General features: G+C 67.9%; 14 protein-coding genes and 1 tRNA gene. 6 read left to right on the top strand and 9 right to left on the bottom strand.

What is annotated here, in order from left to right:
* Both RMO04_RS03155 and RMO04_RS03150 read right to left on the bottom strand, forming a co-directional pair.
* Positions 1 to 840, bottom strand: an 840-nt coding sequence (locus RMO04_RS03155) for a CocE/NonD family hydrolase (protein WP_309643342.1), incomplete at its 3' end; no start/stop codon positions are given.
* 244 nt (positions 841 to 1,084) lie between these two features.
* Positions 1,085 to 1,160, bottom strand: a tRNA-Ile gene (locus tag RMO04_RS03150).
* A 157-nt stretch (positions 1,161 to 1,317) separates the two neighbouring features.
* Between RMO04_RS03150 and RMO04_RS03145 the strand changes: the two genes are divergently transcribed.
* Together RMO04_RS03145 and RMO04_RS03140 are read left to right on the top strand one after the other, a co-directional pair.
* The gene (locus tag RMO04_RS03145) at positions 1,318 to 2,061 is read left to right on the top strand and encodes an SIMPL domain-containing protein (protein ID WP_309643341.1); all 744 of its coding nucleotides are present in this window, start codon (positions 1,318 to 1,320) and stop codon (positions 2,059 to 2,061) included.
* A 71-nt stretch (positions 2,062 to 2,132) separates the two neighbouring features.
* Positions 2,133 to 2,936 carry an enoyl-CoA hydratase/isomerase family protein gene (locus RMO04_RS03140; protein WP_309643340.1) on the top strand — a complete coding sequence of 268 codons (804 nt, stop codon included), beginning with the start codon at positions 2,133 to 2,135 and terminating at the stop codon, positions 2,934 to 2,936.
* Here the strand turns inward: RMO04_RS03140 and RMO04_RS03135 are convergent.
* The 3 genes from RMO04_RS03135 to RMO04_RS03125 all read right to left on the bottom strand — a co-directional run bounded on the left by RMO04_RS03135 (position 2,933) and on the right by RMO04_RS03125 (position 4,863).
* Positions 2,933 to 3,382: a hypothetical protein gene (locus tag RMO04_RS03135; RefSeq protein WP_309643339.1), complete on the bottom strand. Its 450-nt coding sequence runs from the start codon at positions 3,380 to 3,382 to the stop codon at positions 2,933 to 2,935. The genes RMO04_RS03140 and RMO04_RS03135 overlap by 4 nt on opposite strands.
* The gene (panD, locus tag RMO04_RS03130; RefSeq protein ID WP_309643338.1) at positions 3,379 to 3,735 is read right to left on the bottom strand and encodes an aspartate 1-decarboxylase; all 357 of its coding nucleotides are present in this window, start codon (positions 3,733 to 3,735) and stop codon (positions 3,379 to 3,381) included. Before panD ends, RMO04_RS03135 begins: the two co-directional genes overlap by 4 nt.
* 234 nt (positions 3,736 to 3,969) lie before the next feature.
* Complete coding sequence (locus tag RMO04_RS03125; protein ID WP_309643337.1) at positions 3,970 to 4,863, bottom strand: alpha/beta hydrolase; 894 nt, start codon at positions 4,861 to 4,863, stop codon at positions 3,970 to 3,972.
* Between the two features lie 182 nt (positions 4,864 to 5,045).
* Between RMO04_RS03125 and RMO04_RS03120 the strand changes: the two genes are divergently transcribed.
* Positions 5,046 to 6,302, top strand: coding sequence for a serine hydrolase domain-containing protein (locus tag RMO04_RS03120; RefSeq protein ID WP_309643336.1), 1,257 nt, complete (start codon positions 5,046 to 5,048; stop codon positions 6,300 to 6,302).
* Here the strand turns inward: RMO04_RS03120 and RMO04_RS03115 are convergent.
* Positions 6,299 to 6,655 (bottom strand): hypothetical protein, encoded by a 357-nt coding sequence (locus RMO04_RS03115; RefSeq protein WP_309643335.1) that lies wholly within the window; start codon positions 6,653 to 6,655, stop codon positions 6,299 to 6,301. The genes RMO04_RS03120 and RMO04_RS03115 overlap by 4 nt on opposite strands.
* A gap of 141 nt (positions 6,656 to 6,796) precedes the next feature.
* Here RMO04_RS03115 and RMO04_RS03110 point away from each other — a divergent pair, with 141 nt between their 5' ends.
* Genes RMO04_RS03110 through RMO04_RS03100 form a run of 3 tightly spaced genes read left to right on the top strand, consistent with a single transcriptional unit; the run spans position 6,797 to position 8,517 of the window.
* Positions 6,797 to 7,018, top strand: a complete 222-nt coding sequence (locus RMO04_RS03110) for a flagellar basal body rod C-terminal domain-containing protein (RefSeq protein ID WP_309643334.1) — start codon at positions 6,797 to 6,799, stop codon at positions 7,016 to 7,018.
* 47 nt (positions 7,019 to 7,065) lie between these two features.
* Positions 7,066 to 7,686 (top strand): TIGR02466 family protein, encoded by a 621-nt coding sequence (locus RMO04_RS03105; protein ID WP_309643333.1) that lies wholly within the window; start codon positions 7,066 to 7,068, stop codon positions 7,684 to 7,686.
* Between the two features lie 9 nt (positions 7,687 to 7,695).
* Positions 7,696 to 8,517 carry an RMD1 family protein gene (locus RMO04_RS03100; RefSeq protein WP_309643332.1) on the top strand — a complete coding sequence of 274 codons (822 nt, stop codon included), beginning with the start codon at positions 7,696 to 7,698 and terminating at the stop codon, positions 8,515 to 8,517.
* On the opposite strand, the gene RMO04_RS03095 is transcribed toward RMO04_RS03100, so the two are convergent.
* From RMO04_RS03095 to rpoD, 3 genes are all read right to left on the bottom strand, one after another.
* Positions 8,514 to 8,990, bottom strand: a complete 477-nt coding sequence (locus RMO04_RS03095; RefSeq protein ID WP_309643331.1) for a hypothetical protein — start codon at positions 8,988 to 8,990, stop codon at positions 8,514 to 8,516. The genes RMO04_RS03100 and RMO04_RS03095 overlap by 4 nt on opposite strands.
* Before the next feature lie 53 nt (positions 8,991 to 9,043).
* Positions 9,044 to 10,648, bottom strand: coding sequence for a M28 family metallopeptidase (locus RMO04_RS03090; protein ID WP_309643330.1), 1,605 nt, complete (start codon positions 10,646 to 10,648; stop codon positions 9,044 to 9,046).
* Positions 10,649 to 10,760: 112 nt separating this feature from the next.
* On the bottom strand, positions 10,761 to 11,526 hold a 766-nt coding region (gene rpoD / locus RMO04_RS03085; protein ID WP_309643329.1), incomplete at its 5' end, for an RNA polymerase sigma factor RpoD.

Below are 11,526 nucleotides of genomic sequence, written 5' to 3'. Positions count from 1 at the left end.
CAGTAGCCGCCCGATGGGGTTGGAATAGGTGTCCTGCCATCCCCCCACCAGGTAGGTGGGGACCTGGATGGCGTCCCAGTCCAGCGCCACCGAGCCGCGCCGCCAATAGTCGTCGAAGGTCTGGTGACGCAGCCAGGTCTCCATGATCGGCGGTGTCGCGGCCAGGCGTTCGCGCCACATCGCCTCCCACCCGGGCCCGACGACGGCGGGGTCCGGCGGACCGGCCATCACGGTCTTGAAGCCGATCCCCCATTGCAGATTGGTGTGGGCCACGGCGCCGCCGACATAGTGGGCGTCGTCGGTGTAGCGGTTGTCGGAACAGCCCAGCGCCATGATCGCCTTCAGGGCCGGCGGCCGCAGGGCGGCGATCTGCAGGCTGTTGATCCCGCCCCAGGAAATGCCGCGCATCCCCACCGCGCCCGAGCACCAAGGCTGCCTGGCGATCCACCCGATCGCCTCGACGCCGTCGGTCAGCTCCGGCAGATCATACTCATCGACCATCACCCCCTCGGAATCGCCCGAGCCGCGGACGTCGATGCGGACATAGGCGATGCCGTGGCTCGCCAATTGGTGACCCCAGGCCGTGTCATGACCGCGATAACCGTCGCGCTTGCGATAGGGGATGTACTCCAGGACCGCCGGGACAGGCGCCGCCCTCGCCGTCTCGGGAAGGAACAGGCGCGCCGAAAGGCGCACCCCGTCGGCCATGGGAACGGGCTCGTGTTCGATGACCTCCACCCCGCCTGCGGCCGGGAGCGCCCAGGTCGCGGCCGAGGCCCCAGATGCGGCGAACGGCAGGGCGACGGCGCCTTTCAGAAGTGTCCGACGCGCGATGGTCATCTGGCCTCGTGGTGCTTGCCGCTGGCCCGGATGCTCGCTCAAGCCGCGAAGAACTGAACCGGCCAAAATAGTCATAGGCCAATGGCCTATGGTCAAGCCAACCGCCGGATCGGCGCCGGTCGCGAAACAGAGTCCGAGCGAGGCCGGTTGGGCTCGCTTCTCCATCTTCCGGGCAGGGCCTGGATCAGAGCCGTGATCCAACAACTCGCGGCTCTTCGGCCGCGGGCGGTGCGCGGAAGCTTGCTGGTGGGCCCGGTAGGACTCGAACCTACAACCAGACCGTTATGAGCGGTCGGCTCTAACCATTGAGCTACAGGCCCCTGCAGCGACGGACTGCGGGGTTACCATGGCCTGCACACGCCTTAAAGCCGCCGTTCACGTTGGCTCTGTCAGAAGCGGAACCGTCAAGGTCGGCTCGCCGTTAGGTGGAGGGTCGGCCATGGCGAAGCTCGATCCTGTTCACCATCGGAGACCCCCATGAAAACCCTCGTCCGCGCCGGCGCCCTGGCCCTGTTGCTCGCGACCGCCGCGGCCGCGCCCGCCGCCCTGGCCCAAACTCAACCGGCAGGAGCCGCGTCGATGTTCAACGCCACCACCCTCAACCTCTCGGCCTATGGCGAGACCCGCGTCGCGCCGGACAAGGCCACGATCAACCTGGGCGTGGTGACGGAAGCCCCCACCGCGGCCGGCGCCCTGTCGGCCAACGCCGAGCAGATGAACAGCGTGATCGCGGCCCTGCGTAAGGCCGGGATCGCCGAGAAGGACATCCAGACCTCTGGCCTGAACCTGTCGCCGCAGTACGACTATGTGCAGAACGAGCCGCCGAAGCTGCGCGGCTATCAGGCTTCCAACCAGGTGACGGTCACCGTCAACGACTTGGCCAAGCTGGGCGCGGCCGTCGACGCCACGGTGAAGGCCGGCGCCAACCAGGTGAATGGCATCTCCTTCGGCCTGAAGGACCCGTCGTCGGCTGAGAACGCCGCACGCCTTGACGCCGTCAAGGCGCTATCGGCCAAGGCGGCGCTGTATGCCCAGGCCACCGGCCACCGGATCAGTCGCCTGGTCTCGCTGAGCGAAGGCGGCGGCTACAATCCTCAGCCGCCCGTGCCGATGATGGCCTATGCGCGCATGGACAAGGCCGAGAGCGGCGGCACGACGATCGCGGGCGGCGAGTTGTCGGTGCGCATCGACGTCACCGGTCTTTATGAAATGACCCGCTAGTCCGCGACGGGCGGCCGGTGCTTGCGCCGGCCGCCTCGACCGGCGAGGCTCCCTGCGCCGGGAGGGGCGACATGGATCCGTTCGAACAGGCCTGGAGCCACCTATCCGTCCGGCGCGACGGCGCTGTGGCGGTGGTGACGCTGAACCGGCCGCAGGCGCGCAACGCGCTCAACACCGCCCTGATGGAAGACCTCACCGCCTTCGCCCGCGCGATCCGACGCCGCAGCGACATCACCGTGGTGATTCTGACCGGCGGCGAGCACTTTTTCTCGGCCGGCGCCGATCTCGCCGCCCAGGGCGAGCGACGCAAGCCCACCCTGCTGGAGACCCGCCAGGCGGTGATGGCTGGGCCCGACATGTGCGAAGCCTGGGAGGAGATCGAGGCGGTCACCATCGCCGCTCTCGAGGGCTACTGCATCGGGGGCGGCTGCGCCCTGGCCGTCGCCTGCGATTTCCGGATCATGGGTGAGAGCGCCAGCATGCGCCTGCCCGAGGTGCCGCTGGGCATCAATATGAGTTGGCGCAGCCTGCCCAGGATCGCGGCCCTGGTGGGTCCGGCGCGCGCCAAGCGGTTCGTGATGTTCGGCGAGGCCGCCACGGCCGCGACGTGCCTGGACTGGGGCTTCTGCGACGAGATGGTCACAGACGGGCAAGCACTGGCGGCGGCTCAGGCCTGGGCCGCCAAGCTCGCGGCGCTGCCGCCCCTGCCCGTGCGCATGACCAAGGAGGCCATCGACGCGGTGACCAAGGCCGGTCATCACGCCGCAACCTTCATGGACCGCGACCAGTACCTGCTGACCAGCCGCACCTCGGACTTTCAGGAAGGCGTGACGGCTTTCTTCGAGAAGCGGCCGCCGAAGTTCACCGGCGACTAGAGCCCGGCGGCCTTGAAGGCCGCCTTCAGCTTGTCGGCGATGACCACGCCGGGCGGGATCTGCTCGCCCTCCATCACCGCGGCATAGACCATGTCCGTGCCCTCGATCGGCCCCGACGACCAGGCCACCAGGCGCGAGCCGTCGGCGATGCTGGGGCAACTCGCCGTCGCGGGGGTCTTGTTGGCGAGCGCCATGGTCAGCCGCTCGTCCGGGGTCTGGGCGAGCCCGCCGGCGCAAGCCGGCAGCTTGCGGCCGCAGACCACGTTGGACCCGAAGCGGTAGACGGTCTTTCCGCCCTGGGCGATCAACACGCAGGTGCCCGGATCGCCGACGGCCTTGCCGACCGCCTCATCCAGCACAGCCTTGTCGACACCCGCCGGAGCGCCAGGGGCGCAGGACGAGGCGAGGAGCGCCGCGAGCACCAGGCCGGCGGCGCGCGCCATCATGCGGCCAGCTTGACGTGGTTGCCGTCGTCCAACAGCACGACGGTCGGCGAATAGTTGCGGGCTTCCTCGGCGGGCAACATGCCGTAGGTGACCACGATGACCTTGTCGCCCTTTTGCACCAGTCGCGCGGCCGCGCCGTTCACGCCGATCACCTTCGAACCGCGGGGCGCCTCGATGGCGTAGGTCGTGAAGCGCGCGCCAGTGGTGATGTTCAGCACATCGACCTGCTCGTGCGGCAGTATGCCAGAGGCGTCCAGCAACTCGCGGTCGATGGCGATGGAACCTTCGTACTCGAGGTCGGCCTGGGTCACCGTCGCGCGGTGCAGCTTGGCCTTCATCAGGGTCACCAGCATGGGCGGTCCTTCAACGTGCAGCGCACAAATCCCTCGAAGCGAAGGGCCAGCGGATATAGACGCGAAAGGAGGGCTGTTCAATTGCTGCGCGGCAACAAAGGTGACGTTACGTCAATGTGACACGCCCGGAACGCGCGCCGGCGCCGCCACCGAATTCTCCAGGTTTATCGGCGGGATAGGGCGTGGCCGACCGCACCCTGCGTTGAACCTGGGGCCGCTGACATTCGTGTGAGGTCAGCGCGACTGCTCGCGCAGGAAGACCGACATGTCCTCCAGCAGCGGCGCCTTGCCGCGGAAGGGGCGCGAGACCGCCATCATGATCTCGGTGTGGCCGATGCCGGGATAGTGGCGCTCTTCGACCGTGGCGCCGGCTTGCCGCAGCGCGCTGGCTAGCCGCGTCGTGTTGCGCGGGTAGACCACCGTGTCGGCGTCGCCTGTGGCCAGGAACATGGCCGGCGCATCGGCGCGGGCGAAGGTCATGGGTTGGGTCGCGCTCAGATCCATCCACTGGCCGAAGACGTTCGTCGTCTCACGGCCTTGGAGCGGCAGGAAGTCGTAGGGGCCCGCCAGGCCGGCCACGGCCTTGACCACACCGGGATCGACCCCGGCCGCCTTGAGATAGCGTCCGTCCAGACCCAGCATGACGGCGTTGTAGGCGCCCGCGGAATGGCCGATCAGCACGACCCGGCTCGGGTCGCCGCCATAGGCAGGTCCATGCTCCACCGCCCAGCGCACCGCCTGGGCGCCGTCGTTGAGGAACTCGGGAAACCGGACGTTCGGATAGAGGCGGTAGTCGGGCAGCACCACCACGAAGCCCTTGGCCGCCAGCGCGCGGGCCGTCCAGCCGTAGTCCTGCTTGCGCCCGCTCTCCCACGAGCCGCCGTAGAAGAACACCGCGATAGGGCGCGCCCCGTCGATGCGCCGTGGGGCGTAGACGTCCAGCCTCTGGCGCGGCGCTGGGCCGTAGGTCTGGTTGACCGCGCTGCGCAGGGCCGGGTCAGTGGGCGTGAAGGTGTTGAACAGGCTGAGCGGCGTGCAGGCCGCACCCATCGTGGCGGCGAGCGCCATCAGGCCCAGGCGCGCGGCCTGGCGCAACGAGCGGCGCGGAACGGAAGGCGGCATGTCCATCAGCTATCGACGATCCCAGGCCCGCGCAACCGCGGGCGGTGAGCCCTATACGCGGATTCCGGCCGATCCGGATGCGTCGGGCGGCGACGAACTCGGGCTTGACGCGCCTAGGGTCACCCGGCGCAAATCCTGCCCAAGGCCGAGCCCAGGGCGGCGACGGCGAGACATTCGGGAGCGATGAGATGGACGGCGATCAGGCTTTGGGCGGCTTCTCCTCGCAAGGCCTGGCGGCCATACCGGCCAGCCTGCAGCCGGTGGTCGAGGCCGGCGATCTCTCGGGCTTCGTCACGCTGTTGTGGCGCAAGGGCGAGGTGGCTCAGGTGAACACACTGGGTCTGCGAGATGTCGAGGCCGGCCTGCCCATGACCCGCGACACCCTGTTCCGCATCGCGTCGATGACCAAGCCGATCACCTCGGTGGCGGCGCTGATGCTGATGGAGGAAGGCAAGCTCAAGTTGGACGACCCGGTGACCAAGTGGCTGCCCGAGTTCGCCGACATGAAGGTGCTCGTCTCGCCGACAGGTCCCCTGGACGCCACCGTGCCTGCCGCGCGCGACATCACGGTCGACGACCTGATGACCCACCGCTCGGGACTGGCCTACGGCTTCACCTCGATCGGACCCATCGCCCAGGCCCATGAGGACGCCCTGGGTCCGCCGCTGGGCGGACCGCACGGCCCCGATGAATGGCTGAAGCGACTGGGCGGCCTGCCGCTGTCGTTCCAGCCGGGCGAGCGGTTCCACTACAGCCACGCGACCGACGTCCTGGGCTTCCTGGTCGGCCGGATCGCGGGGACGACCTATCGCGACTTCATCATCGAACGGATCCTGAAGCCGCTCGGCATGAGCGACACCGACTTCTGGTGCCCGCCCGAGAAGCGCGACCGGATGGCGAAGCTCTATCGGATCAATCCGGACACCGACAAGCTGCAGGACGTCTCATTCCCGCACCTGGACGGTCCGCCCGCCTTCTGCGCCGGCGGCGGCGGCCTGATCTCGACCGCCGACGACTATATCCAGTTCGCCCGCATGATGCTGAACGGCGGCGAGCTAGATGGGAAACGCTATCTCAAGCGTGAGACGGTCGAGCTGATGCGCGAGAACCGGCTCACCGCCGAACAGCGCCAAGTCCCGTTCATGGGCATACCGTTCTGGCTGGGCCAGGGCTTTGGCCTTGGCCTGTCGGTGATCACCGATCCGGAGAAGCAGGCCTGGATGGGCGCGGGCTCTGAGGGCTCGTTCGGCTGGCCGGGCGCCTTCGGCACCTGGTGGCAGGCCGACCCGGTCGAGGACATGGTGATGATCTATCTGATCCAGAACTCGATGCCGCTCGGTCCGGAGGCGGCGTCGCAATTGGCCACGGGTCAGCGCATGGGCGGTCGCGCCGCGCTTCCGGTATTCCAGAAACTGACCTACGCCGCGCTAGGCAGGCCGCTCTAGGGCTGGCGAGGCGCCACGCACATCGCGCGGCCTTCATAGAGGTCGCCGATGATGCTGCCGTCACGGGACGCGAGCCGGCGAGCCTTCTCGTAGGCCGCCGATTCCGCGGGCGCCGCCTGACCTTCGCCGCAGACCGGGGCGTCGACCCGCATGCCGCGCGGGCACGAGCAGAAGTCTTCGCGCTTATCCAACCGACTGCCCGGCACCTTGCAGACCACGGGCAAGCTCTGGCCGCCCACGTCGAGGCAGAGTGTGGTCTCGGTCGGCGGGTTCGAGGACATCGAGCCCTGCGCCAGGGCAAGGCCCGAACTTGCCGCCAGCGCGGCGGCGGCGGTGAGGAAGGTGCGGATCATGAGACGGCCTCCAGAAGACACGCGGACATAAGGCGCTCAAAGCGTGGCGCATTTCGGGCCGCCCCCGCTATCAGATTCACCATGTCTCCCAGCGAAGGCTTAACCGCGCGCGGTCCATGGTGGCGGTTGGGAGGGCCCGACATGGATCCGATTGCGACCGCTCAGTACGGAATGCTCGCCGCCAGCCGCCGGTTCGAGGCCTCGGCCTTTCGCGTGGCGCAGATGGGCGACCCCAGCTCCACCGTGGATCTCGGCCACGAGGTGGTCGAACAGGTCACCGCCAAGAACGAGTTCTCGGCCAACGCCGCCGTCATGCGGACCGCCGACGACATGCTGGGCGACCTCCTCGACATCATCGCCTAGCGCCCGGCGCCTTTGACATCGTGCTCCAGGCCCGGTAGCCGCCGGGCATGGCTCTACGCTCGCTGTTCGTCACCCAGGTCTACGAAGCCTCGCTTGCGGGCCAGCGCGACTTCGACGTCTTCAACGCCGAGCTTGAAGACGCCTGCCGCATGCTGGCGGATGAGGACATGGCCGGCCGCGCCTGGTGCAAGCAGAACGCCTATGGCGGCTACACCTCCTACGCCTCGCTGAACGACCTGCCGACCCGCGCCAGCGTGTTCGGCGACCTGAAGCGCAGGCTGGACAAACATGCCGCCGCCTTCGCCAAGGACCTGGAACTCGACCTGGGCGACCGGCGGCTGAAGCTCGACAGCCTGTGGGTCAATGTCCTGAAGCCCGGCGCGGCCCATTCGGGGCACATCCACCCGCACAGCGTCATCTCCGGCACGATTTATGTGGCCACGCCCCCCGGGGCGAGTGCGCTCAAGCTGGAAGACCCTCGCCTGCCCTTGATGATGGCCGCGCCGCCGCGATTGGCCCAGGCCTCCGAACCGGCCCGCAGCTTCGTCTATCTCCAGCCCCAGGCCGGCACGATCCTGATGTGGGAGAGCTGGCTGCGCCACGAGGTTCCCGCCAACGCCGCGAAGCGCGAGCGGATTTCCGTAAGTTTCAACTACGGCTGGCGCTAGGTTGACGCCATGGCCGAGCCTCAAGCCCCCCTCCCCGCCCCCGCCGACCTCGCGCCGCTGACAGCCCGCGCCGTCGTTCTTGGCGAACGCATCGACACGGCGGGACTGGAGCGCCGCGACGCCATCTCCACGGCCCCCCTGTCCTTCCGGGTCGCTGACGGCCTGGTGGTGGTGTTCCGCTACGGCGTGGTGGTGATGATCGGCCTCGATCCCCTCGCCGAGGACGAGGTGCTACGTGGGGTGGCCCCGCGGGTCCTGGGCGCGGTCAGTCGACGTGAGGAGGAGACTATCCGCCTGGCCGCGCGCGACGACCAGGACGAGGGCGTCCAGCCCGATGGCGTCATCAGGATCGGAGCGCTGTCGCCAGACAAGCTGCTGGTGGTGGCCGACGCCGTGGCCAAGAGCGCCGCGCTGGCCAGCGATGAACGCCAGGTGGCCGAGGTGTTCGACACCATCGAACCCTGGGCGCGCCGCTTGGCGGAGAGCGGGCGCAGCCCGGGAGGGCGACGTGACATGATCCGCCTGATCGGCTCGGCGCTGTTGGTGCAGCATCGGGTCGCCGAGCGGGTCGCGGTGCGCGAGAAGCCCGACATTCTCTGGGACAGGCCCGATCTCGAGCGGCTCTACGCCCGCCTGGAGGACGAGTACGAACTCGTGGAGCGCGCCGAGACTCTGGGCCACAAGCTGGAACTGATTGGTGAAACCGTCACCGTCATGACCGACCTGATCGACACCCAGCGATCCCTGCGGCTCGAAGCCATAATCGTCGGACTGATTCTCTTCGAGATCATCATCACGCTCAGCCAGATGATGACCGGCGCAGCGCACTAGCGCCTGGCGCAGGCGCCGCGCTGGTATTCCTTGTTGCGCAGGAACGCATACGCCTTGCCGTTGAAGCGGTTGATCGGAAAGCAGAACCCCGGGCCGCCGATCTCCACGTCCTGCCAACCGCCAACGCCACGCGTAGGCAGATAGGTCGGGATGCCCTGGTTCTGATCGATGATCTTCCAGGCCCCCGTCGGCCCCTTCTGCAGCATCCAGTAGCCCTGCTCGGCCCCGCCGTAACAAAAGACGCCCGTGCCGGTGACAACGATCTCCGGCTTCCCATCGCCGTTCAGGTCCTTGACGTTGGTCGGCTCGATGAAAGCGTCGCAGGACGCGCCGCTTTCCTTGTCGACGAACTTTCCGCCAGTCACCTTGATCGCCGCGGCCTTGTCGGCCGCCGTCACCTGCGCCTGCGCGCCCGCCGCCCAAGCGACCGCCAAGGACGCCGCGACAATCCCAAGTCCCAAACGACGCGCCATGATCGCCCCCAAGCTTCGCCTGGGAGAAGGTTAACGCCGCTATTCGTCGGTTGTCACGGCCGCCGCGTGAAGAGTTCGCCGAAGAAATCGCCCTTGTTCCAGGCCGGCTTCTGGTCGGCGTCGGCGATCTCGCGCACGATCTCATAGTTCAGACGCGCGAACTTGGCGCCCACAGCATAGTCGATGGGCAGGGCCAGGTCGTCGCTGGGCTTGTGATAGTTGTCGCGCAGGAAACCGGTGAAGGCCGCCTGGCCGCCGTTTTCGAACCCGGTCATCAGGAAGACCGACGGCACGCCGGCCTCCACGAACCGGAAGTGATCGCTGCGGGTGAACAGGCCCTCGTCCGGCAGGGGATCGGGCGACAGCTTCACCCCCATCCGCGCCCCGGCCCGGCTCACCGCCGCCCCCAAGCTCGACCGCTCCGCTCCGAACGCCACGACGTCGATGAAGTCGTAGGTGAGGATCGGCATGTCCAGATTGACGTTCGCGACGATCGGCAGCCGGGTCGTGGGATTGAGGGCGAAGTATTCCGAACCGACCAAGCCCTTTTCCTCCGCCGTGTTCAGCAAGAACAACAGCGTGCGCTTGGGCGCCTGAGCGCCGACGAACGCGCGCGCCACTTCAAGGGTGGTCGCGACTCCTCCGGCGTTGTCCAGGGCGCCGTTGTTGATGGCGTCGCCCTTCACCGGATTGGCCGAGACCCCGATGTGGTCGAGGTGGGCCGACAGCACGATGACTTCGTTCTTCAACACGGGATCGGCGCCTTCGATCACCCCCACCACGTTGACGCTGTCCAGGCTCTTCAGCTCGGTGTTGATCGCGACGTCCAGGCGGTGCGGCAGCGCGAACCTGGGCGGCGCGCCGGTCTCGGCGGCCGCGTAGATCTCCGCCAGCGGCTTCGGCGCGCCATCGAACAGCTTGGCCGCGCCCTTCACGCTGATGCTGCCCAGTTCCGGCGTCGTGCCGGCGGGCGCGAACGGCGTGCCGGACGGCTCGCGCCAACTCATCCCCCAGGACTGCCACTGGCGCGCGGAGTTGGCGAAGGGTTGGCGTGCTTCGTCGCTGGGTGCGTTGACGCTGATGAAGCCGACGGCTCCACGCCTGGCGGCCTCCGCCCGTTTCGTGCGGCGGTTGGCGTAGTAGGCCCGCTCCTCGGTTTGGAAGGTCTTGGGCGCCCCAGCCAGGGCCACGACGATCTTGCCTCTCACATCGAGGCGGGCGTAGTCGTCGCGCTTGCCGGCAACGACCCCGTAGCCAACGAAGACCATCTGGGTATTCAGCGCCGTGGTCGCCGCCAGCGGATTGCGGCCGGGCAGATAATCCTCACCGAACACCAGGGGCGTCGTCTGCCCGCCCTTGGCGACGATGGAGAACCGGCCCTGGTCGGCCGAGCGGAAACCGCTCATCGGCACGGACTGGAAATAGGACCCATCGGCCGCGCCGGGCTTCACGCCCATCTGGGCGAGCTGCGAGGCGACGTAGTTGGCGGCGATGGCGTGCCCGACCGAGCCGGCCTCGCGGCCCTGCATCAGATCATCGGCCAGGAAGGCCACATGCGCCTTGATCCGGTCGGTGGAGCGATCCGGCTCCGCGCCGGACGCCGCGCTCGTCGCCAGGACAGCGGCGCTCACGCCGGCCACCACGCTTAAGAATTTCATGCAGATTTCCCACGTTGCCCCGGGGAGACTAACGGGAGGGCTAGGCCCAACGCACATTAAGTCGCTGTAAGAATTGCGGCCCGCCCCCCTACGAGGGTCGGGCCGCGAGATCCTAGCTGTCGAGGAAGCTACGCAGCTTTCGCGACCGCGAGGGGTGCTTCAGCTTGCGAAGCGCCTTGGCTTCGATCTGACGGATCCGTTCGCGGGTGACGCTGAACTGCTGGCCGACCTCTTCCAGGGTGTGGTCGGTGTTCATGCCGATGCCGAAACGCATGCGCAGGACGCGTTCCTCGCGCGGCGTCAACGACGCCAGCACGCGGGTGGTGGTCTCGCGCAGGTTCGACTGGATGGCCGCGTCGATGGGCAGGATCGCGTTCTTGTCCTCGATGAAATCGCCCAGGTGGCTGTCTTCCTCGTCCCCGATCGGGGTCTCGAGGCTGATCGGCTCCTTGGCGATCTTCAGCACCTTGCGCACCTTCTCCAGCGGCATGGCCAGCTTCTCGGCCAGCTCCTCCGGCGTCGGCTCGCGGCCGATCTCGTGCAGCATCTGTCGGCTGGTGCGGACGATCTTGTTGATCGTCTCGATCATGTGGACCGGGATGCGGATGGTGCGGGCCTGGTCGGCGATGGAGCGGGTGATCGCCTGCCGGATCCACCAGGTGGCGTAGGTGGAGAACTTGTAGCCCCGGCGGTACTCGAACTTGTCGACCGCCTTCATCAGGCCAATGTTGCCTTCCTGGATCAGGTCGCCGAACATCAGGCCGCGGTTGCGGTATTTCTTGGCGATATGCACCACCAGCCGCAGGTTGGCCCGGGTGAGCTCATCCTTCGCACGGCGCATCTCGCGCTCGCCGCGGCTGACCTCGCCATGCACCCGG

It is taken from the genome of Phenylobacterium sp. (assembly GCF_031412415.1).
Classification (GTDB): Bacteria; Pseudomonadota; Alphaproteobacteria; order Caulobacterales; family Caulobacteraceae; genus Phenylobacterium.
Note: the sequence above shows the minus strand (reverse complement) of the source record. Positions and strands in the feature narration are given on the sequence as shown.